We start from the raw sequence: 22,047 nt of genomic DNA on the forward strand, positions 1-22,047 counted from the left end.
CCCTAACCGCCGGTCGCGCGGAAGGACTCCACGGTCGCCGCGAAGCGGGACCGGGCCTCCTCGACGCGGCCGACCGGGGCGGACACCCACACGTCGTACAGGGTCTCGCCCGCCTCCCAGGCGAGGTCGAGGGTGTGCCGGGCCCCTTCGGCGCGGGTGAAGCCGTCCCAGGTGAACTCCCAGCGGGCGGCGGGCAGCCCCCGGTGCGTGGTCTCCTCGACGGTGGCGCCGCGGTATCCCGGATTGCTCCGCGGACCGTCCTCGTCGGAGGCGCGCATCACCCCGATCGCCCCGCCGGGCGGGACCGGCCGGATCCTCACGCCGACCCGGACGGCTCCGTCGGGCGAGGTGTAGAAGACCCGCTCGCCGTCGGTCGAGCGGATCGCCCCCTCGGGGACGAGCAGGCTGAAGCCGCGCTCGTCGGTGACCCGCCGGGACGGGAACCGGTCCGTGCCGGAGACCGCGGTACGGGCCGGGGCCGGGGTGATCGCGGGGGCCGACGCCGCCGTGGCGCCGGCGCCGGTCGGGGCGGGCGGTCCGGCCGTGGTCCCCGTCGGCGGCTCGTCCTGCATCGCGAGCAGCGCCGCGACCGTCGCCGCGGCCGCGCAGACCGCGACGGCGGCCGTGACGAAGGGCAGCGCCCGCACTCTCCCGCGCCGGGCCCCCGGGCCCGCGGTGGCCGGGTGCGCGGTGGCCGGGCCCTCGGTGGCCGGGTCCGGAGGGGTCGCGCCGGGGGTCCTCGGGACGACGTCACGCACGGTCGGGGTGGGGACGGCCGCCGGCGGGTCCTCCCCCGCCGCGCACGCGGCGAGCATCCGGCGCGCCTCGGCGGCCCCGAGGCGCAGCTCCGGGTCGCGTTCGAGGAGGCCCCGGACGACGGGCACGAGGGGCCCCATGGCCGCGGAGGGCCGGACCTCCTCGTACACGATCGCGTGCAGCACGGCGCCGATCGAGTCCCGGCGGAAGGGCGAGGTGCCCGTGGCCGCCGCGCACAGGACGGCGCCGAGCGACCACAGGTCGGACGCGGGTCCCGCGTCGCCGCCCCGCATCCGCTCGGGCGCCGTGTACTCGGGGGTGCCGATGAAGACGCCGGTCCTGCTGAGCGTGGTGGCGCCGGGGAGGCTGGCGATGCCGAAGTCGGTCAGGACCGCTCGGCCGCCGTCCTTCTCCAGGAGGACGTTGGCGGGTTTCACGTCCCGGTGCAGCACGTCGCGGGCGTGGGCGGCGGTCAGCGCGTCGAGCAGGTCGAGGCCGAGCCGCGCGGTCTCCCGGGGGGAGAGCACCCGGCCCTCGGCGAGCCGGTCGGCGAGGGAGCCGCCTTCGACGAGCTCCATGACGAGGGCGGGACGTCCCTCGTGCTCGACGACGTCGTGGACGACGATCACATGGGGGTGGCGGACCTGGGCGACGACCCTGGCCTCCCTGAGGGCGTCGGCGGGGTCGGCGCCGGAGTCGAGGGCGAGGGTCTTGACCGCGACCTGGCGCCCGAGCAGCTCGTCGGTGGCCCGCCGGACGACGCCCATGCCGCCCTGGCCGAGCCGCTCGCCCAGCCGGTACCGGCCGCCGATCAGTTCGGCATCGGCCCGTTCCGACCCGTCGTACGCCACGACCGCGCTCCCCCCGTCCATCGACACGGACATGATGCCGCACGCCCGTCCGGGGACGACGAGGGCCGCACCCCGGTCGGTCGGGGTGCGGCCCTCGTGCGGTGCGCGTCCGGGGTCAGACGGCGAGCTCGACCGTGATGTTGCCGCGGGTCGCCTTGGAGTACGGGCAGACCTGGTGGGCCTTCTCGATCAGGCTCTTGGCCGTCTCGGCGTCCACGTTCGGGATGGTCGCCGAGATCTTGACGATGATGCCGAAGCCGTCGTCGTTCTTGCCGATGCCGACCTCGGCGGTGACCGTCGAGCCGGAGATGTCGGCGTTCTCGTTGCGGGCCACGACGCCGAGCGCGCCCTGGAAGCAGGCGCTGTAGCCGGCCGCGAAGAGCTGCTCGGGGTTGGTGCCCGCGCCGGAGCCGCCCATGGCCTTGGGCGGGTTCACGACGACGTCGAGCTGACCGTCGTCGGTGGCGACGCGCCCGTCACGGCCGTTCTCGGCGGTGGCGACGGCGGTGTAGAGAACGTCGGACTGCTGGATGGACATGCTGGTGTCTTCCTTCTTCGCTCCGCCGACGACTCGCGCCCACGATCGCGGCGGCTGAGGGAAGACTAGCGGGTCGCCGAGACGATCATCTTTCCGGTGTTGTCGCCGCGGAGCAGGCCGAGGAAGGCGTCCACGCCGTTCTCGATGCCCTCGACGAAGGTCTCGCGGTGCTTCAGCTCGCCCGAGGCGAGCCAGCCGCCGACCTCGCGCACGAACTGCTCCTGGAGCCCGTAGTGGTCGCCGACGAGGACGCCCTGGAGCCGCAGCCGCTTGCCGATGATCATGGCCATGTTGCGCGGGCCGGGGACCGGCTCGGTGTCGTTGTACTGGGCGATCATGCCGCAGATGGTGGCGCGGCCGTGCACGTTGAGCGAGGAGATGGCGGCTTCGAGGTGGTCCCCGCCGACGTTGTCGAAGTAGACGTCGATGCCGTCCGGGGCGGCCTGGCGGAGCTGGTCGCGGACCGGGCCGTTCTTGTAGTTGAAGGCGGCGTCGAAGCCGAGCTCCTCGACGAGGAACTTCACCTTCTCGTCGGAGCCGGCGGAGCCGATGACCCGGGATGCGCCCTTGAGGCGGGCCATCTGGCCGACCTGGCTGCCGACGGCGCCGGCCGCGCCGGAGACGAAGACGGCGTCGCCCTCCTTGAAGGAGGCGACCTCGAAGAGGCCGGCGTAGGCGGTGAGGCCGGTCATGCCGAGCACGCCGAGGTACGCGGAGAGCGGCGCGAGCGCCGGGTCGACCTTGGTGGCGTGCTGGGCCGGGACGTCGGCGTACTCGCGCCAGCCGAGGCCGTGCAGGACGTGGTCGCCGACGGCGAAGCCCTCGGCGTTCGAGGCGATGACCTCGCCGACCGCGCCGCCGTCCATCGGACGGTCCAGCTGGAAGGGCGGGATGTACGACTTCACGTCGTTCATCCGTCCCCGCATGTAGGGGTCGACGGAGAAGTGCAGGTTGCGCACGAGGACGCGGCCCTCGGCGGGCGCGGCGACCGGGGCCTCGCGCAGGGCGAAGTCCGCCGGGACGGGCCAGCCGTGCGGACGGGAGACGAGGTGCCACTCGCGGCTGGACGCGGGAAGGACGGACATGACCAAGACCTCCGGGAAAGCTTGACATCACAAAAGGTTCACTGCCTGAAACAACCATGCGCCTGGATATTTCATGTTGTCAAGTATCTGGGTAGGATAGTGCCCATGGCCACCTCACGCACGGACCCCCTGACCCTCGAAGTCGTCGAGCTGATCGGCACGGTCGTGGCGCGCTACTACGAGGAGTACGAGCAGGCGGCCGCGCAGCACGCGCTGACCGGCGCCCAGGCCCGCGTCCTCGGCCTGCTCTCGCTCGATCCGCTGCCGATGCGCCGCATCGCCCAGAAGCTGAAGTGCGAGCCGTCCAACATCACCGGGATCGTCGACCGCCTGGAGGCCCGCGGTCTGGTCGAGCGGCGGCCCGACCCGGACGACCGGCGGGTCAAGCTGGCCGTCCCCACGGAGGAGGGCCGGGACACCGCCCGCCGGCTGCGCGAGTCCCTGGACTTCGCCCGCGAGCCGCTGGGCGAGCTCACCGAGGCCGAGCGGACCCTGCTGCGGGACCTGCTGAAGCGGATGCTGGGCGCGGACGTGGCGTGACGCCCGGGCCGGCCCTCCGGACCGGGTCCTGGTCGGCACGATCGCCGGGGACCTTCACGTCCCGCCCTACACGCACCACCACAGGAACCGGGTGCACGTCGGCGTCGGTTCGGGTGCCGGGGTGACGGGCGGCGTCGGGCCGGTCGTCGTGGGCGCCGGGCCGCCCGGCGCCGTCGAGCCGGTCGGCGGCGGGCCGCTCGGCGTCGCGGTCCCGGTGGGCGGGGCGGACGGGGACGCGGGGCCGGTGGTCGTCGGCGCGGCGGTCGGGCCGCCGTCGCTCCCCTGGCCGGTGCCGTCGCCCGTGCCGGAGCCCGTCCCCGCGCCGGGGCGCGTGCCGGACGCGGGGCCCGTACCGGACCCCTGGCCGCCCCCCGCGCCGGAGCCCGGCACCCGGCTCGGGCCGGAGCCCGTGCTCACCTGGCGGGGGCGTGCGGAGACGGGGCTCGGCGCGTCCGTCGCCGGGACGGGGCTCGAAGCCTCCGGCGTCCCCGAGGTCTCCACGGGCGGGGGCGAGAGCGGGGTCTCGGTGGCCTCCAGCTCCTCCACCGCGATGGCGGCGCCGCTCGGCGGCGGCTCCTCCAGGGCGATCCGCGCCAGGGACAGCGTCCCGGCCGCGAGGACCAGGCCCACCGTTCCCACCAGGACCGTGCGGCCCCCGCGCGAGCGCGCCCTCCTCCCCCGGCGCGGCGCGGACCGGCCCCGGGCGGCACGCCGACCGCCGGGCGCGGGGCGCGGCGGTTCGAGGACGTCCAGCTCGTAGACGTGCTCGGGCGCGGGCCGGGCGGAGCCGCCCTGGGTCCCGGCCCGGTCCTCGTGGAGCGCGGGCCGGTCGGACTGGCCGTACGCGGGCTGTCCGTACGCGGGCCGGTCGGGCTGTCCGTACGCGGGCTGTTCGTACGCGGGCCGGTCGGGCTGTCCGTACACGGGCCGGTCGGGCTGTCCGTACGCGGGCCGGTCGGGCTCGCGGTGGTCCCGGTCCGGGGTGGGGACCGGTGTGCGGGGGGTCTCGTACCGCAGTTCCTCCACGGGAGTCCCGCACCCGGCACAGGCGAGGGCCCCGTTGAGATGCCGCCGGCACGCGTGGCAGTAGTCCATGGGGCCCGCAGGCTATGCGCCCCGGTACCGCGCCAGGTAGGCACAGACGTGAGGATCCTGTGTGGAAACCGCAGGTCGTCGGCGGTGCGCCGTGATTCTCCCGCTTCGGGAAGGATCGCCTCCGCACGCTCCCTCACCCGCAGTACGGCCTCCGGCACCGCCCGCACCGGCGCCCCGGGCGGCTCAGCCCAGCGCGCGCCGAGCCCGCGACGGCCGGACGATGCGAACAGGACCGCGCTTCGCCGCGACCCGCCTCGCCCGTGCCAGCACCGCACTCCGGAGGATCCGCCGTGACCGTCAGCCTTGAGCAGCTGCGTCGTTGCCATGTCGCCGTCGACCTGGGTGCCGCCCGCACCCGGGTCTTCGTCAAGGGCGCCGGACTCGTCGTCGACGAGCCGAGCGTCGCCGCCGTCAACACCCGCACCGGAGCGCTGATCGCCGTCGGCGCCCTCGCCGAGAAGATGACCGGCCGCACCCCCGACTACATCCGGGTCGTCCGCCCGGTCTCGGGCGGCACGGTCGTCGACATCGAGATGGCGCAGCGGATGCTCCGTCACCTCCTCGGCGAGAAGCTGCGCCGCCAGCTGCGCCGCAAGCCCCGCCTGCGCGCGGCCGCCTGCACCCCGCACGACAGCGACCCGCTGGCGCAGCGCGCCGCCGTGGAGACCCTCGTCGGTCTCGGGGCGCGGCGGGTCGAGCTCGTCGACACCCTGATCGCGGCGGCCGTGGGCTGCGGACTGCCCGTCGAGCAGCCGACCGCGACCATGATCCTGGTGTGCGGGGCGGCGACCACGCAGGTCGCGGTGCTGTCGCTCGGCGCGATCGTCACGGCGGAGCGGATGCCGGTCGGCGGGGACGCCATCGACCACGCCGTCATCCAGCACCTGCGCCACCACCACGAGCTGATGCTGCCGAGCCAGTCGGTGCGCCCGCTGCAACTCGCCCTCAGCGGGAACGGCCTGACGACGCACGGGCCCGCCTGGACGGAGATCCACGGCCGGGACGTCGCCACGGGCCTGGCCCGGTCGGTGACCGTCGACACCGCCGCCGTGCGGGAGGCGATCCACACCCCGCTGACGGCGGTCCTCGACGGCATCGGGAAGGTGCTGCGGGAATGCCCGCCGGACCTCGTGGCCGACCTCGCGGACCGCGGGATCATGATGGTGGGCGGCAGCGCCCTGCTGCCCGGCCTCGACCAGATGCTGCGCGAGGCCACCGGGATGCCGGTGCACATCGCCGAACGGCCGGACGTGTGCGCGGTCATGGGCCTCGGCGCGATGCTGGAGGGCCGGGTCCAGCCGATGGTGCTCGACCCGCTGGCGGAGCGGGACCCGCTGGCCGACGACGAGGACTGAAAGCGTCGATACGAGATGATTCGTACGACGATGAGACCATGACGATCATGGACGAGGACGCCGGGGCCGCCGGCACCGAGGACGGAGGCACCGGGACCGCCGGTGTCGCCGCCGTCGGCAGCGCCGGGGCCTCCCGCGACGGCGGCACCGGCGCCTCCGCCGTCGGGAGCGACGACGGCTCCGGGATTCCCGGGGTCGCCGACGACGGCTCCGTGGCCGGCAGCGACGGGGTCGCCGACGACGGCCCCGGGGCGCCCCGCCTCCCCCTGCTGCTCGAAGCGGTCCTCGGCGTCGGCACCGACCTCGAACTCCGCGCCACCCTCCAGCACATCGTGGAGTCCGCCGCCGAGCTGACCGGCGCCCGGTACGGGGCGCTCGGCGTCGTCGACCCCGAGCGCCACCGGCTCACCGAGCTCTTCACCGCCGGCATGACCGACGAGGAGCGGGAGCGGATCGGCCGCCTCCCCGACGGCCGCACCGGGCTCCTCGGCGTCCTGATCCAGGACCCGCAGCCGCTGCGGCTCGACGACCTGACCGCCGACCCGCGCTCCTGCGGCGTGCCCCCGGGCCACCCGGAGATGCGCACCTTCCTCGGCGTCCCGATCCGCGTCCACACCGAGGTCTTCGGCAACCTCTACCTCACCGAGAAGCGCGCGGGCGGCTTCACCGAGGAGGACCTCGCCCTGCTCCGCGTCCTCGCCTCCCAGGCCGGGATCGCCATCGGCAACGCCCGCCTGTACGAGACCGCGCGGCAGCGCGAGCGCTGGATCGAGGGCGCGGCCGCCGTGACCACGGCCCTGCTCACCGGCGCCAGCGCCGAGAACGCCCTGACGACCGTCGCCGAACAGGCCCGCAGCCTCGCCGGCGCCTCGGCCGGGGTGGTCCTCCAGCCCACCGAGGAGGGCGGGATGGAGATCGTCGCCGCCTCCACCCAGGACGACCCGGGCGACCTGGTCGGCACGACGATCGCACCCGGCTCCCCGGTCCTGGTGCAGCTCCTGGGCGGGGAGCCGGTGTTCCTGGAGGACTCGGCGACCGATCCCCGGATGACCACCCACGTCCGGTATCGCTTCGGCCCCTCGATGATGCTGCCGCTCCAGAGCGGCGGGAAGCTCATCGGCACCCTGGCCCTGCCCCGGCGGCGCGGCGCCGCGCCCTACTCGGCGGTGGACCGCCTGCTGGCCTCGCAGTTCGCCTCGCAGGCGGCGCTCGCCCTGGTCCTCGCTGGCGCGCGGCACGACCGGGAGCGGCTCGCGGTCTTCGAGGACCGCGACCGGATCGCTCGGGACCTGCACGACCTGGTGGTGCAGCGGCTGTTCGCCACCGAGATGATGCTGGAGTCCACCCGGCGCCGGGCGGCCGGCACCTCCGACGAGGACGCGCTGCTCGGCCGGGCCGTCGACGAACTGGACTCGACGATCCAGGAGGTCCGGACGACGATCTTCGCGCTCCAGCAGCCGCCGGCCGACGCGCCCACCTCCTTCCGGGGACGGGTGCTGCGCGAGACCGGCGGGGCGGCGGCGCTGCTGGGCTTCCAGCCGTCCGTGCACTTCGCCGGAGCGGTCGACACGCTCGTCGAGGAGGAGACCGCGGACCGGCTCCTCACCGTGCTGCGCGGGGCACTCGCGGCGGCGCACCGTCGGCCCGGGGTCGGCGCGATCACGGTCGAGGTGTCGGCGGGGGACGACGGCGCGCGGCTGCGCGTCGAGGACGACGCCGCGCCGCCGGTCACGGTGACCTGGCCCTGACCCGTATGGCCCAGCCCGGCGCGCCGCGCGGTGGCACCGGATCTTGACTGGGGGGCGTGACCACTGAGCACGTGACCACCGAGAGCAAGCCCCCGACCGCGGCGGCCTACCGCAACCTGGTGACGGCCACCCTCGGCTTCACGCTCACCTTCTGGGCGTGGGACCTGATCGCGCCGCTCGCCAGCTGGTACGGCGACCGGCTCGACCTCAGCTCCTTCGAGCAGTCGCTGCTGGTGGCGGTGCCCGTCCTGGTCGGCTCGCTGGGCCGCATCCCGGCCGGGGCGCTGACCGACCGGTACGGCGCCAAGCTGATGTTCCCGCTGGTGTCGGCGCTGACGATCGTCCCGGTGCTGCTCCTCGTCGTGGTCAAGGACAGCTACGGCCTGATGCTCCTCGTCGGCTTCCTCCTCGGCCTCGGCGGCACGACGTTCGCCATCGGCATCCCGCTGGTCAACTCCTGGTTCCCGCCCGCCAAGCGCGGCCTGGCGCTCGGGGTGTTCGGCATGGGCATGGGCGGAGTGGCGCTGTCCGGGTACTTCACGCCCCGGATCGCGAAGCACGGCGAGAACCTGCCCTTCGTCGTGGTCGCGATCGCGCTGGCCGCGTACGCGGTGCTCGCCTGGTTCCTCATCACGGACCGCCCGGACCGGCCCGTGCCGACGGCGTCCCTCGCGGCCCGCCTCGGCTCGGCGGCCCGGCTGCGGGTGACGTGGGAGCTGTCGGCGCTGTACGCGATCGGGTTCGGCGGCATCGTCGCGTTCGGCGTCTACCTGCCGACGTACCTGAAGACCTGGTACGAGCTCGACCCGACGGACGCGGGCACCAAGGCGGCCGGCTTCGCCCTGGTCACCGTCGTCTTCCGGCCGATCGGCGGCTGGCTCTCGGACCGCGTCCACCCGGCGCTCGTCACCGCCGGCGCCCTCGGGGTGGTCGCCCTCCTCGCGATCGTCCAGGCCTTCGACCCGCCGCTGTACCCGGGCGGCACGACCGCCCTGCTCATCATGGCCGCCGGGCTCGGCACGGCGAGCGGCTCCGTCTTCGCCCTGGTCTCCCAGGTGACCCCCCAGGCGAAGGTCGGCAGCGTGACCGGCATCGTCGGCGCGATGGGCGGCCTGGGCGGGTTCCTGCCGCCGCTGGTGATGGGCGCGATCTACAGCGCGAAGGGCTCGTACTCGATCGGCTTCATGCTGCTGTCGGATCTGGCGCTGGCGGGGTGCGTGTACGCGTACGGGCGGATGCGGGGGATCCGCCCGACGGAGGAGCCCGCCTCCCCCACCCCGAACCTGACGACGACCCGCCCCTGAACCTGCGCGGGCTTCCACCCGCGCGCCGCGCGCCCGCGCCGCTCGCTGTGGGCCGCCGCCCACGCCGTGTGGGCAATCGTCCCGCTGGGCGGGACGGGTGGGCACACGGGACGGCGCCCTTTCGCGGCGCCTCCGCGTCCTGTGCCCTGACCCGCACCACGCGTGACGGGCACGAAGCGGTGCGGGTCCAGGCACAGGGGGCCTCCCGCGCCGGCAAGGGCGCCGTTCCGTTGTGCCCACCCGTTCCGCCCCTTGCGGAACGCCTGCCCACAACGGGCGCGGGCGGGCACAATGCGCCGGGTGACTCTCCTTCACGAGCTGGACGCGACGACCGACGACCGCCCCGCCCTCCGCTTCGGTGCCGAGCGGCTGACCCATGCCCAGCTGGCCCGTGCCGCCGGGGCTCTCGGGGGGCGGATCGGGGGCATGGGGCGGGTCGCCGTCTGGGCCACGCCGACCGCCCGTACCGCCGTCGCCGTCGTCGCCGCCCTGCTCGCCGGCGTACCCGCCGTACCGCTCAATCCCCGGACCGGGGAGCGGGAGCTGGCGCACATCCTCGGGGACAGCGCGCCCGACGCGGTGCTCGCGGGGCCGGAGGACGTGCTGCCCGCGGGCCTCGCGGCGCTCCCGCGCGTCGACGTGGAGCTCGCCGGGACCGGAGCGGCCGTGGCCGCGGCGCCCGTCGACCCCGAGTCCCCCGCCCTGATCGTCTACACCTCCGGCACCACCGGCCCCCCGAAGGGCGTCCTCCTCTCGCACCGGGCGGTCGCCGCGTCCCTGGACGCGCTGGCCGAGGCCTGGTCGTGGACGGCGGACGACGTGCTGGTGCACGCGCTGCCCCTGTTCCACGTGCACGGCCTGGTCCTGGGGATCCTGGGCCCGCTGCGCCGGGGCGGCGAGGTCCGGCACCTGGGGGCGTTCTCGGTGGCGGGCGTGGCCCGGGAGCTGAGGGACGGCGGGACGATGCTCTTCGGCGTGCCCACGATGTACCACCGGATCGCCGAGGCGCTCGACGAGGACGAGGACCTCGCCGCCGCGCTGGCCGGTGCCCGGCTCCTGGTCTCCGGATCCGCCGCGCTTCCCGTGCACGACCACGAGCGGATCGCGGCGGCGACGGGCCGGACGGTGGTGGAGCGGTACGGGATGACCGAGACCTTGATGAACACGAGCGTCCGGCCGGGCGGGGAGCCGCGTCCCGGCACCGTCGGACCGCCGCTCGCGGGCGTGGACCTGCGGCTGGTGGACGAGGACGGCTCCGCGGTCGAGGAGCTCGACGGGGAGACGGTCGGCGAGGTGCAGGTGCGCGGCCCGAACCTGTTCTCCGGGTATCTGAACCGCCCGGAGGCGACGGCGGAGGCCTTCGACGGCGACTGGTTCCGCACCGGTGACGTGGCGGTCCGTGAGGCGGACGGCGGGGTGCGGCTGGTGGGCCGGAAGGCGACCGACCTCATCAAGAGCGGCGGCTACAAGATCGGGGCGGGCGAGATCGAGAACGCGCTGCTCGACCACCCGGGCGTCCGGGAGGCGGCCGTCACCGGCGAGCCCGATCCGGACCTGGGCGAGCGGATCGTGGCCTGGGTGGTGCCGAGGGACGGGGAGAAGCCGCCGGCGGAGACGGAGCTCGCCGACCACGTGGCGGCGCTGCTCGCTCCGCACAAGCGTCCCCGGGTGGTGCGCTACCTCGACGCGCTCCCCCGCAACGACATGGGGAAGGTCCTGAAGAAGGCGCTGCCGGACGGACGGTGAGCGCGCGAAGGCCGGGCCCCTCGGCGCTCGGGGCCCGGCCTGACGCGCGTGCTACCGCACGCCGACCGCGCGGATCAGCTCCTGCGTGACGGAGCCGCCCCGGTCGTCGCGCGCCCCGGCCCGCAGCGAGACGGTGCCCGCGCCCTTCGGGATCCGCAGCTCACCGGTCCAGGAGGCGCCGTGCGAGGACTTCCTGAGCGCGACCTTCGTCCAGGTGGCGCCCTCGTCGTAGGAGGCCTCCAGGCTGCCGGCGCCGATCCTGCCGGTGCCGGCGGCGCCCGCCACGTACGCGGCGGAGATCCCGACGGGCAGCCGGCCACCGGCCCGGACGTCGCCGTTCAGGTCCGTGTCGACGTCGATGCCGAGGTTGAGGAGGGGCAGGCGGGTGACCCGGTCGGAGGGCGTCTCGGCGGAGCGGAACGTCCACTCGCTGTGGCCCTTGGTGCCGAGCCGCCAGCGGTCCGCGTCGAGCGCGGTGTCGGTGACGACCTTGTAGGCGACCTCCTCCGACGGCGCGTCCCAGGCGTAGGCGCCGGAGCTCGTCTTGCGGTCGACGCGGACGCCGTTCACGTACACCTCGGTGTACTGGGTCATCGTGTCGTCGCTCCACACGTTGCCGAAGCCGGTGTGGTCGGTGCCGGAGTCGCCCCAGCCGGGGGTGTTGAAGCGCAGGTCGTTGCCGGTGCGCTCCTGGCCCCAGCCCAGGCCGGTGCCCAGCCAGGGGTGCCAGACGGGGCCGAACCAGTCGAGCGCGGTGCGGCTGCCGCCCCGGTAGACGGACTGCCCGCCGCGCTGCTCCAGGGACTCGCCGAGGTCGACGGACTCGTGCCAGCGCTGGCCGGTGCCGGTGGACACGTACTCGGTGCGCCGGGCCGGGAAGGCGATCCACTCCTTGAAGCCGAAGCCGATCGGGAAGGTGTCGGTGATCGAGTACCGGAACTCGCCGCCCAGTTCCTTCCGCTTGGTCGGCATGCGGAAGGTGGAGTCGATGGTGGCGAGGTCCTTGCGGCCGGGCCGGAAGACGAGGTCCTTGCCGATGGCGCCGGGGTGCCCCTCGGAGAGGTCGTAGGTGTACGGGGTGAAGCGGGTGCCCGTCAGCTCGACGCGCTTGCCGCGGGCGGCCCCGGCGGCGAGCCGGCGCGCGTCGGCGGTGTTCACGGTGGCGACGGCGAGCGGCCGGTCCTGGTAGTCCGCGGTGCCGAACCACTGCATCAGGCGGCCGGGCCGGTCGTCGGTGACGAACAGGGCCTCGGCACCGGCGTCCTGGGCGGTCTGCGCGAGCCGGACCGGGTCGGCGCCCTCGGTGAGGCGGACGAGCACGGCCTTGCCCGTCGCGTTCTTGCCGGAGTACTCGGCGGGGGTGCCGGTGCCCGCGTCGACGAGGCCGAGGCGGTGGCCGCCTTCGAGGAGGGCGGCGCCGGCCTGCGGGGTGGCGTCGGAGAGGCGGGCGCCGTCGACCGCGGCCTCCAGCACCGGCTTGCCGAGGCGCCAGACGGTCCGGTACTCGAAGGTGCCGGTGGCGGGCTTCCGGGTGGGCGCGGCGAAGATCGAGTCGTACGTCGGCGGGACCTGGACGGCTCCGCCGTAGGACGCGCCGTTCGCCTCGCGGTCGAACTCCATGAGGAGCTGGCGGGTCTCGGTGCGCCGGTCGACCTCGGCGCGGATCTCGCGCAGCTGCCGCCCGTCGAGGGTGATCTCGCGGTCCCGGTCGAGGACGATCTCGGGTGCGGTGAGGAAGCCGAGGCCCAGGGAGTCCCCGCCGTGCGAGCCGCGGACGTCGAGGAAGGTGTCGACGGTGTACGTGCCGGGCTTCAGGCGCAGTGCGAGCGTGCCGGACTCGCCGACGGCGGCCGGGAAGGGGTCCACGTCGCGGGTGAGCTGCTGGACCCCGAGGTGGGCGGGGGCGGGGGCGCCGTCGCGGTCCTTGACGTGGACGGTGAGGGTGTGACGCTCCTCCTCCTTCACTAGGCCGAGCGCGGTGTGCGCGACGGGCGTGCCGCCGGCGGTGGCGGTGATCCGGCCGGAGGACTGGCCGACGGGGGCCTTGGCGCCGTCGCCGGTGACGGTGGTGGAGGCGGTGCCGTGCGCGGGGACGGTGAGGGCGGTGTCGGAGAGGGCGGCGACCCCGGCGGGCATGCCCTCGACGGCGAGGCTCAGGGCGACCGGGGCGTCGGAGGAGTTGGTGTAGGTGACGGTCCTGGTGACCGGCTCGCTCTCCTCGTACGGCCAGGAGGTGAAGCCGAGGTCGGCGGAGCCGGTGGCGGTGACGTCGGCGGCGATCGCGGCGGCCACGTCGACCCGTCCCGAGCCGAGTGCGTACGCGGTGGCGTCGAGGGTCTTCGACGAGGACATGAGCGCGTTCTTCAGCTGGGCGCCGGTCCAGTCGGGGTGCTTCTCGGCGAGCAGCGCGGCGACGCCGGCGACGTGCGGCGTGGCCATCGAGGTGCCGCTCATGGTCGTGTAGGGGCCGCTGCCGGCGACGAGCTGGGAGCGGGCGGCGAGGATGTCCACGCCGGGCGCCGACAGATCGGGCTTGAGGCCCTGGTCTCCGAAGCGGGGGCCCTGGCTGGTGAAGTAGGCGGCGCGGTCGGCGGAGTCGACGGCGCCGACGGTGAGCGCGGAGTCGGCGGCGCCGGGCGAGCCGATGGAGCCGGGCGAGCCGGAGTTCCCGGCGGCGATGACGAAGAGGGCGCCGGTCTCGGCGGAGAGCGTGTCGACGGCCCGGGCCATCGGGTCGGTGCCGTCGCTGGGTTCGCTGGAGCCGAGGCTCATCGAGACGATCTTCGCGTCGATGTCCTTGGCGGCCCACTCCATGCCCGCGATGATCTGCGACTCGGAGCCGGAGCCCTCGTCGCTGAGGACCTTGCCGACGGCGAGGGTGGCGCCGGGGGCGACGCCCTTCTCCTCGCCGTCGCTCGCGGCGCCGGAGCCGCCGACGGTGGAGGAGACGTGCGTGCCGTGTCCGTTGCGGTCGGCGACCTCCTGGCCCTCGATGAAGGACCTGCTCTCGGTGACGCGGCCCGCGAGGTCGGGGTGGGAGAGGTCGGCGCCGCTGTCGAGGACGGCGACCTTGACGCCCTTGCCGGTGAGCCCGGCCTCCCAGGCCTTCGGGGTGCCGATCTGGGCGTTGGACTCGGCCATGGCCGCCCGGACGCGGCCGTCGAGCCAGACCTTGCCGGGGGCGGCGGCGCGGGCTGCGCCGCGGGCGGTGAAGCCCTGCCAGAAGGCGGCCGGGTCGGTGGCGGTGACGGCGGCGCCGCCGATGCTGGGCAGGGCGCGGACGGTCTCGGTGCCGCGCGGGGCGGCGGCGCGGGCGGTCTTCCCGCCGTACGTGACGATGAGCGGGAGTGCGCCGGTGAGTCCCTGCTCGACGAGGCCGGTGACGTCGAAGAGCCGCGGGTCGAGGGCGCCGGAGTCGAGGTAGGGGCGGGCCTCGTCGGGGACGACGGTGACGCGGCCGTTCGCGGTCCGGGTGCGGATCGCGCCGGTGGCCCCCTCGGCCCGGTCGACGGTGACGGTCCTGCTCCCGTCGCCGATCTCGGTGAGGGTGACGCGGTCGCCGGTGACGAGGGTGACGGTGGCGCTCGTCGCGGGCGCCTTGAAGGTGTCCGGCACGGGGGCCGCGGCGCTCGCGGCGGAGGCGGTCTGCCCGGCCGCGAGCATCGCGAGGGAGACGCCCGCGGCGAGCAGCGCGGCCCTCCCTCTGTCGAAGGGGGTGGTCCTCGACGTCATCGTTCGAACTCCTCGCGGACCCGGGGTCGGGGGTGTTCCGGGTGCCGCGAGGAGTCTTGGCCTTCGGGGCGGGTGTTGACCCCTGTCGCTCCTGGCGGTTATGCGCCGTGGCGGCCAACCGCCAGGACGGGTCGGTCCGTTCGGGGGCGAAGGGTCACGGAGTCGGGTCGAGGGCGTCATAGCGGCGGAATCCGCGCCCGTACAGGGCGAGGAGTCCGACGGCCAGGACGCAGGCGATCCCGCCGCCGGTGACGGCGACGGCCGGCGAGGTGAGGTCGGCGACGGAGCCCGCGAGGAAGTCGCCGAGCCGGGGGCCGCCGGCGACGACCACGATGAAGACGCCCTGGAGACGGCCCCGCATCTCGTCCGGGGCGGCGACCTGCATCATCGTGTTCCGGAAGATCATCGAGACGGTGTCGGAGTAGCCGGCGAGGGCGAGCATGAGCACCCCGAGCCAGAGGTTCCGGGTGAGCCCGAAGACGGCGATGGCGGTGCCCCAGGCGGCGACGGCGAGCAGGATCGCCTGCCCGTGGTGGCGGATGCGGCCCTGCCAGCCCGACAGCACGCCGCCGAGGAGCGCGCCGAAGGCGGGCGCGGCGACGAGGAGTCCGGCGGTCTTGGCGTCGCCGCCGTACCAGAGGACGGCGATGGCCGGGAACAGGGCGCGGGGGTGGGCCAGGATCATCGCGCAGAAGTCCGAGAAGAACGTCATGCGCAGGTTGGGGCGGGTGGCGAGGAAGCGCAGCCCGTCGAGGACGGAGGCCCTCTTGCCGTCGGTCCGCTCGGGGAGCATGGACGGCAGCCGCCACATGGCGTAGAGGCTCGCGGTGAAGGCGACGGCGTCCACGAGGTACGCGGTCTGGTAGCCCGCGAAGCCGACGATCAGGCCGCCGAGGCTGGGTCCGACGAGCGTGCCGAAGGTCATGATCATCGAGTTGAGCGCGTTGGCGGCGCGCAGCTGCTCGGGCGGCAGGAGGCGGGGGATCATCGAGGAGCGGGCGGGCGCGTTGAGCGCGGTGCACACGGCCTGGAGGGCGACGATCCCGTAGAGGAACCAGACGTGGTGGAAGCCGGCGAACGCGGCGGCGGCGAGCGCGATGGACAGCACGGCGGAGCCGCTCGCGCTGACGAGGCCGAGCTTGCGGCGGTCGACGGTGTCGGCGATGGCACCGCCGTACAGGCCGAAGACGACGAGGGGGACGAGGGAGCAGAGCCCGACGAGCCCGACGGAGAAGGGCGAGCGGGTGATGTCGTATACCTGGAGGGAGACGGCGAGCGCCGTCATGCCCTGCCCGACCCAGGAGACGGTGTTCCCGAACCAGAGGCGGCGGTAGTGCGCGGAGGTGCGCAGCGGGGTGAGGTCGGCGAGGACCTTGCGGCGGTCCTGTTCCCGGGTGGCGGTCACGCGACGTCGTACCGCAGCTCGGGGCGCTCCCAGTGGATGCTCCCGGTGGGCGGCACGGTGCCGGTGCGGACGGCGCCGGTCCGCAGGTAGAACTCCTCGGCGGGCGGGTGGGCGACGACCCGCACGGAGCGGAGCCCGGCGGCCCTGGCCCGCTCGGTCATGTGCTCCATCAGGAGCCGTCCTATGCCGAGTCCCTGGGCGGCGTCGGCGACGAACGCGAGGTCGAGCTCGGCCTCGTCGACGAGGAGCGCGTAGAAGCCGAGCACGCGGCCGCCGTCGGCGTCGTCCACGGCGACGTAGACGGGGTGGTGCTCGATGTACGGACCGCCGACCTGGTAGCCCTCGACCATGGCGGCGTAGTCGCCGCGGTAGGCACCGGAGGTCCGGACGAGCCTGGTGAGCCGCTTGGAGTCGTCGGCGGTGGCGCGCCGGATGCTGATGTCGGACATGGGGCGAGTATAGGAGCGATTCCCATATCCGCTCCTTACAATTGGATGAACGTGCCACAGAACCCCGCCCGGCGCCGTCCTCCTCCGCCCGGGAGGGCCGGTGACGGCGGTCGCGGTGCCCTGAGGCGCCCCCGCGCCCGGGTCAGACCCCGCGGGCTCCGGGTCCGGGGTCCACCGGCGTCGCGGCTCCCAGCGTCCGCTCCGTGAGGCGCATCGGCTGCGGTCCCGGGGAGAGGACGAGGCGGGGGACCGGGCGGGGCGGGCGCCGGGTGACCGGGGTCAGGGTCCAGCGGGAGGTGATCGCGGCGAGCGCGAGGGTGGCCTCGGCCGTGCCGAAGGCGTCGCCGACGCACTTCCCGGCGCCGGTCCCGAAGGGCAGCCAGGCGTCCCTCGGCACCCCTCCCGACGCCCACCGGTCCGGCGCGAAGAGGGTGGGCTCCGGGAAGAGTTCACGGCGCCGGTGGAGCAGGTAGAGGCAGCAGATCACGATGGACCCGGGCGGCAGCGGCGTCCCCGCCAGCTCGGTCCCCCGGATCGTGGTGCGGGTGATCGCCCAGGCCGGCGGGTAGAGGCGGAGGGTCTCGCGCACCACGTCGGCGGTGTACGGCAGCCGGGGCAGGTCGGCCGGGGTGACCGGGCGCCCTGCGAGGACCGCGTCGAGTTCCCCGCGCAGCCGGGCGGCGGCCTCCGGGTGGTCGGCCAGGAGGCGCAGGGCCCACGCGACGAGCGAGGAGGTGGTCTCGGCCCCGGCCAGGACCAGGGTCGCGGCCTGGTCGCCGAGTTCGGCGTCGGAGAGCCCCCGGCCGTGCTCGTCCCGGACGGCGAGGAGCAGCGAGAGGGCGTCGCCGTGGTCGGTCCCGGCCGCCCGGTACGCGGCGACGAGGGCGGCGACCCCGGTGCGCCAGCGGGCCAGGGCGCCGCGGTAGCGGCGGCGCGCCGGGGAGGGGATCCGGTCGACGGCGGGTGCCACGACCCGCGTGTAGAGCCCGCGCAGCAGCACTTCGAGGGCCTCGCGCAGCTCCTCCGCGGCGTGCGGGGTGATCCCGGCGGAGAAGAGGGTGCGGACGGCGACGGCGGTGGTGAGCCGGAAGGCCTCCTCGGTGACGTCCACGACCGCCCCGGGCCGCCAGCGGGCGGTCAGGGCCCGGGTCTCGGCCGCCATCACGGCGGTGTAGCGGTCCAGGAGGGAGGGGTGGAAGGCGGGCTGGAGGGCCAGGCGCTGGGCGCGGTGCTCGGCGTTCGGGCAGGTGGCGAGGCCGTTGCCGAGGAGGGCGCGGACCTTCTCGTACAGGACGCCGCTCCGGTCGAAGGTGCGGCGGTCGGTGAAGACGCGGCGGACGAGCGCGGGATGGCTCACGACGTGGACGGTCCTGGTCCCCATCCGCACCCGGACCACGTCGCCGTGGCCGGGCAGCGAGTCGAGGAAGGGCAGCGGCCGGAGGACCAGCCGGGGCAGGTGCCCGAGCAGCGGCCAGGCTCCGGGGGCGTGGCCGTAGCGGGGAGGGTCGACCGGGAGGCTCATCGCAGGGCCGTTCCCGCTCTGGCACCGACGAACGCGCCTTCCGCCGCCCGCCGTTCGTGCTCCGCGAGCGCCGACTCCCGGGCCCCGGGGACCGTGACCGGCAGGACGCGGACCCAGGCGGCGGGGGTTCCCGCGAGGCCGAGCGGTCGCCGGACGCACAGGTCGGCGACGGTGAGCGGGGTGTGGCGGGCGTCGAGGCCGCGCCGGAGCGCCCACGGTCCGGTCCGGTGCGGCAGCCGACCGAGGACGACCCGGCCGCCGAGCACCACGTCGAGGACGAGCCGGTCGAGGGTGGCGAGTGGTACCGCCGGGGACGTTCGGGTCGGATCGCAAGATCGCACAGACGGCCACGATACGTGATCATGCGAACGCACCGCGTGACGGGCGGAACGGCTCACGACGTCCTCGGCACCAGCGGCGACCGAAACGCGACCTGTCGGCGGGGCGCCCCCTACGCTCCGGTCGCGCAGGAGGCGAGGTCGTCCGGGCCGACGGCGTCGAGCCGGGCGGCCAGGGCGTCGAGGCGCTCCCGCAGCTCGCCGATCTCGTCGAGGCCGAGGCCCGTCGCCGCGGCGATCCGGCGCGGGACGCCGACGGCCTTCGCGCGCAGCGCGGTCCCGTCGGCGGTGGGGCGGACGGTGACGGACCGCTCGTCCTCGGGGCTGCGGCGCCGCTCCACGTGACCGGCCGCCTCCAGGCGCTTGAGCAGCGGCGACAGGGTGCCGGAGTCGAGCCGCAGCCGCTCGCCGATGCCCTTCACGGGGAGCTCGCCGTGCTCCCAGAGCACGAGCATGACGAGGTACTGGGGGTAGGTGAGGCCCAGCTCCTTGAGCGCCTCGCGGTAGACGCCGTTGAAGGCGCGGGTCGCCGCGTGCAGCGAGAAGCAGATCTGGTGGTCGAGGCGGAGGAACTCCGCGTCCGGAACCGTGTCGAGCGTCTCCATGCCTCCAGGATACGCGAGGCCCCTCACGCGCGATTGAGTTGTGCACAATTGAATAGTGCGCTATCAATGAGGGGTCAGTCCTTCTCGGCACCGGACAGGAACGGAAGAAACCATGGACGCGATCTACACCGCCGTCGCCACCGCCAACGGCCGCGAGGGCCGCGCCGTCAGCTCCGACGGCCACCTCGACCTCCCCCTCGCCCACCCCCAGGCGCTCGGCGGCGACGGCCGGGGCACCAACCCGGAGCAGCTCTTCGCCGCCGGGTACGCGGCCTGCTTCGCCAGCGCCATGGGCGTCGTCGCCCGCCAGGAGAAGATCGACATCTCCGAGGCCTCCGTCACCGCCGAGGTCTCCATCGGCAAGGACGCCTCGGACGGCGGCTTCGGCCTCGCGGTCGTGATGCGCGCCGAGTTCCCCGACCACCTCCAGGGCGAGGCCGGCCTCGCGCTCCTGGAGAAGACGCACGCCTTCTGCCCGTACTCGAAGGCCACCCGCGGGAACATCGCGGTCGAGCTCGTCGTCGAGTAGGCCTCACGCGGCACCCCGCGCAGGTCGCGCGTGGTTTTCTGTTGGTTCCCGTACGCCCCTGGTGGTCATCGACCCGCCAGGGGCGTTCGGTTGTGAGTTTTCACGTTCGGGCACGGGGGATTCTTCTGCCGTACGACGGGCAGTCATGGGACGGCCGCCGGGCGGTGGTCCGCGGGCGCTCTCCTGTGGGGCGCCCGTCGACCGGTCCGCACGGTCGCCGCACCCGCACCCCCGCGCACGCACTCACACCCGGAGGGCAACTCCCCCATGGCCGACCTCAACCGCCGCCGGTTCCTCCAGCTGACCGGAGGCGCCGCCGCGTTCACCCTGCTCTCGGACAGCATCGCCCGCGCCGCCGCGATACCGGCGCAGGGATCCACCGGCACGATCCAGGACATCGAGCACATCGTCGTCCTGATGCAGGAGAATCGTTCCTTCGACCACTATTTCGGTGCGATGAAGGGCGTGCGGGGCTTCGGTGACCCGCGCCCGGTCACCCTCCCCAGCGGCAAGTCCGTCTGGAACCAGGCCGACAACTCCGGGAAGGTCACGCTCCCCTTCCGGCCGACCAGCGACAAGCTGGGCATGGAGTACCTCCAGGGCCTCAACCACGACTGGCAGGGCGGCCAGAGCGCCTTCAACAAGGCCAAGTACGACAACTGGATCCCGGCCAAGACCAAGGCCACGATGGCGCACCTCACCCGTGAGGACATCCCCTTCCACTACGCGCTCGCCGACGCCTTCACCGTCTGCGACGCGTACCACTGCTCCTTCATCGGCGCGACCGACCCCAACCGCTACTACATGTGGACCGGCCACGTCGGCAACGACGGCACGGGCGGCGGCCCCGTCCTCAACAACGCCGAGGCGGGCTACGGCTGGACGACCTACCCCGAGCGCCTTCAGACGGCGGGCGTCTCCTGGAAGATCTACCAGGACATCGGCGACGGCCTGAACGCCGCCGGCTCGTGGGGCTGGATCAGCGACGCCTTCCGCGGCAACTACGGCGACAACTCCCTGCTCTACTTCAACAACTACCGCAACGCGCAGCCGGGCAACCCGCTCCACGACAAGGCCCGCACCGGCACGAACGCCAAGGCCGGCGAGGGCTTCTTCGACATCCTGCGCGCCGACGTGCAGGCCGGCCGGCTGCCCCAGGTCTCCTGGATCGCCGCCCCGGAGGCCTTCTCGGAGCACGCCAACTGGCCCTCCAACTACGGTGCCTGGTACATCGCGCAGGTCCTGGACGCGCTGACCTCGAACCCCGACGTGTGGGCCCGTACCGCCCTGTTCATCACGTACGACGAGAACGACGGCTTCTTCGACCACGTCGTCCCGCCGTACGCCCCGGGCTCGGCGGCCCAGGGCCTGTCCACCGCCCCGACCGCCCTGGACTACTTCGGCGGCAAGACGGGCTACGTGGCCGGTCCCTACGGCCTGGGCCCGCGCGTCCCGATGATCGTCGTCTCGCCCTGGTCGACCGGCGGCTACACCTGTTCGGAGACCTTCGACCACACCTCGGTGATCCGCTTCATGGAGAGCCGCTTCGGCGTCCGCGAGCCCAACATCTCCCCCTGGCGCCGGGCCATCTGCGGCGACCTGACCTCGGCGTTCGACTTCACCCGGCCCCAGACGCAGCCCGCGCCGCTGCCGCCGACGGCCGGCTACTACCCGCCGGACAGGAACCGCCACCCCGACTTCCCGGCCACCGCCCCGGCCGTCGGGACGATGCCCCGCCAGGAGCGGGGCTCCAAGCCCACCCGCCCGCTGAAGTACGCCCCGTACGTGGACGGCGCGGCGGACGTGTCGGCGGGCACCTACCGCCTCACCTTCAGCGGCGGCCCGGCGGCCGGCGCCCAGTTCTACGTGACCTCGCCCAACCGCACCGACGTCCCGTGGACGTACACGGCCGAGGCGAACAAGTCGATCACCGACACCTGGAACACGAAGTACTCCGCGGGCGTGACCGACCTGTCGGTGCACGGCCCCAACGGCTTCCTGCGCCGCTTCCGCTCCCCCGGCAAGACCGCCGTCCCGGAGGTGACCGCCCGCCACGACGCGGGCGCGGGCCGCCTCGACCTCACGTTCACGAACGCGGGCACCACCGCCACCGTGACCGTGACCAACGCCTACGGCGGCTCGCCCACCACCCTCTCGGTCGCGAAGGGCGCCACCGTCACCCACACGGTGAGTGTCGCCGCGGCCCACCACTGGTACGACGTCACCGTCACGTCGTCCGCGAGCACGGACTACGTGCGCCGCCTCGCGGGCCACGTGGAGACGGGCACGGCGAGCGTCTCGGACCCGGCGATCCTCACGTACTGAGCGGCGTCCGCGCCGGAGAGAGCCCCCGCTCTCCGGCGCGGGACCCGGCCCCCGTCCCCTCCGACGCGGCGACCCGGACCCCGGTCCACTCCGGCGCGGCGACCCGAACTCCGGTCCACGGAAA

17 protein-coding genes are annotated in these 22,047 nt (G+C 74.4%); 7 read left to right on the forward strand and 10 right to left on the reverse strand.

What is annotated here, in order from left to right; all coding sequences use genetic code 11:
• Window positions 1-2 precede the first annotated feature (2 nt).
• The 3 genes from ACFYXU_RS10040 to ACFYXU_RS10050 all read right to left on the reverse strand — a co-directional run bounded on the left by ACFYXU_RS10040 (window position 3) and on the right by ACFYXU_RS10050 (window position 3,230).
• The gene (locus ACFYXU_RS10040) at window positions 3-1,607 is read right to left on the reverse strand and encodes a serine/threonine-protein kinase (protein ID WP_389457243.1); all 1,605 of its coding nucleotides are present in this window, start codon (window positions 1,605-1,607) and stop codon (window positions 3-5) included.
• Window positions 1,608-1,722: 115 nt separating this feature from the next.
• A complete protein-coding gene (locus ACFYXU_RS10045; protein ID WP_329855312.1) occupies window positions 1,723-2,145 on the reverse strand; it encodes an organic hydroperoxide resistance protein in 423 nt (140 codons plus the stop codon).
• A 65-nt stretch (window positions 2,146-2,210) separates the two neighbouring features.
• Window positions 2,211-3,230 (reverse strand): NADP-dependent oxidoreductase, encoded by a 1,020-nt coding sequence (locus tag ACFYXU_RS10050; RefSeq protein WP_389407262.1) that lies wholly within the window; start codon window positions 3,228-3,230, stop codon window positions 2,211-2,213.
• A gap of 105 nt (window positions 3,231-3,335) precedes the next feature.
• On the opposite strand from ACFYXU_RS10050, the gene ACFYXU_RS10055 reads away from it, so the two are divergent.
• The gene (locus ACFYXU_RS10055; RefSeq protein ID WP_361403572.1) at window positions 3,336-3,770 is read left to right on the forward strand and encodes a MarR family transcriptional regulator; all 435 of its coding nucleotides are present in this window, start codon (window positions 3,336-3,338) and stop codon (window positions 3,768-3,770) included.
• A 66-nt stretch (window positions 3,771-3,836) separates the two neighbouring features.
• Here the strand turns inward: ACFYXU_RS10055 and ACFYXU_RS10060 are convergent, their stop codons facing one another.
• Window positions 3,837-4,796: a hypothetical protein gene (locus ACFYXU_RS10060; protein WP_389457245.1), complete on the reverse strand. Its 960-nt coding sequence runs from the start codon at window positions 4,794-4,796 to the stop codon at window positions 3,837-3,839.
• A gap of 359 nt (window positions 4,797-5,155) precedes the next feature.
• On the opposite strand from ACFYXU_RS10060, the gene ACFYXU_RS10065 reads away from it, so the two are divergent.
• The 4 genes from ACFYXU_RS10065 to ACFYXU_RS10080 all read left to right on the forward strand — a co-directional run bounded on the left by ACFYXU_RS10065 (window position 5,156) and on the right by ACFYXU_RS10080 (window position 11,018).
• Window positions 5,156-6,220 carry a rod shape-determining protein gene (locus ACFYXU_RS10065; protein WP_361403566.1) on the forward strand — a complete coding sequence of 355 codons (1,065 nt, stop codon included), beginning with the start codon at window positions 5,156-5,158 and terminating at the stop codon, window positions 6,218-6,220.
• Between the two features lie 38 nt (window positions 6,221-6,258).
• On the forward strand, window positions 6,259-7,968 hold the full coding sequence (locus ACFYXU_RS10070) for a GAF domain-containing protein (RefSeq protein WP_389457248.1): 1,710 nt from the start codon (window positions 6,259-6,261) through the stop codon (window positions 7,966-7,968).
• 71 nt (window positions 7,969-8,039) lie between these two features.
• Window positions 8,040-9,272, forward strand: coding sequence for a nitrate/nitrite transporter (locus ACFYXU_RS10075; RefSeq protein WP_389407357.1), 1,233 nt, complete (start codon window positions 8,040-8,042; stop codon window positions 9,270-9,272).
• Between the two features lie 300 nt (window positions 9,273-9,572).
• Window positions 9,573-11,018, forward strand: coding sequence for an acyl-CoA synthetase (locus ACFYXU_RS10080; protein WP_389457250.1), 1,446 nt, complete (start codon window positions 9,573-9,575; stop codon window positions 11,016-11,018).
• 51 nt (window positions 11,019-11,069) lie between these two features.
• On the opposite strand, the gene ACFYXU_RS10085 is transcribed toward ACFYXU_RS10080, so the two are convergent.
• From ACFYXU_RS10085 to ACFYXU_RS10110, 6 genes are all read right to left on the reverse strand, one after another.
• Complete coding sequence (locus tag ACFYXU_RS10085) at window positions 11,070-14,750, reverse strand: S8 family serine peptidase (RefSeq protein ID WP_389457252.1); 3,681 nt, start codon at window positions 14,748-14,750, stop codon at window positions 11,070-11,072.
• A gap of 154 nt (window positions 14,751-14,904) precedes the next feature.
• A complete protein-coding gene (locus ACFYXU_RS10090; protein ID WP_376508624.1) occupies window positions 14,905-16,155 on the reverse strand; it encodes an MFS transporter in 1,251 nt (416 codons plus the stop codon).
• Entirely contained in the window at window positions 16,152-16,604 is a 453-nt protein-coding gene (locus tag ACFYXU_RS10095; RefSeq protein ID WP_329855298.1) for a GNAT family N-acetyltransferase, read from the reverse strand. The genes ACFYXU_RS10090 and ACFYXU_RS10095 overlap by 4 nt, the downstream gene beginning before the upstream one ends.
• A gap of 142 nt (window positions 16,605-16,746) precedes the next feature.
• Window positions 16,747-18,126, reverse strand: coding sequence for a cytochrome P450 (locus tag ACFYXU_RS10100; RefSeq protein ID WP_389457255.1), 1,380 nt, complete (start codon window positions 18,124-18,126; stop codon window positions 16,747-16,749).
• Window positions 18,123-18,467 (reverse strand): hypothetical protein, encoded by a 345-nt coding sequence (locus ACFYXU_RS10105; RefSeq protein ID WP_376508630.1) that lies wholly within the window; start codon window positions 18,465-18,467, stop codon window positions 18,123-18,125. Before ACFYXU_RS10105 ends, ACFYXU_RS10100 begins: the two co-directional genes overlap by 4 nt.
• Before the next feature lie 110 nt (window positions 18,468-18,577).
• Complete coding sequence (locus tag ACFYXU_RS10110) at window positions 18,578-19,069, reverse strand: MarR family winged helix-turn-helix transcriptional regulator (RefSeq protein WP_376508632.1); 492 nt, start codon at window positions 19,067-19,069, stop codon at window positions 18,578-18,580.
• 112 nt (window positions 19,070-19,181) lie between these two features.
• Here ACFYXU_RS10110 and ACFYXU_RS10115 point away from each other — a divergent pair, with 112 nt between their 5' ends.
• Complete coding sequence (locus ACFYXU_RS10115) at window positions 19,182-19,598, forward strand: organic hydroperoxide resistance protein (protein ID WP_361403540.1); 417 nt, start codon at window positions 19,182-19,184, stop codon at window positions 19,596-19,598.
• Window positions 19,599-19,865: 267 nt separating this feature from the next.
• Window positions 19,866-21,923 (forward strand): phosphocholine-specific phospholipase C, encoded by a 2,058-nt coding sequence (locus ACFYXU_RS10120; protein WP_389407255.1) that lies wholly within the window; start codon window positions 19,866-19,868, stop codon window positions 21,921-21,923.
• The last annotated feature ends 124 nt before the right edge of the window (window positions 21,924-22,047 follow it).

This window comes from Streptomyces sp. NPDC002232, from assembly GCF_042890295.1.
Lineage (GTDB): Bacteria > Actinomycetota > Actinomycetes > Streptomycetales > Streptomycetaceae > Streptomyces.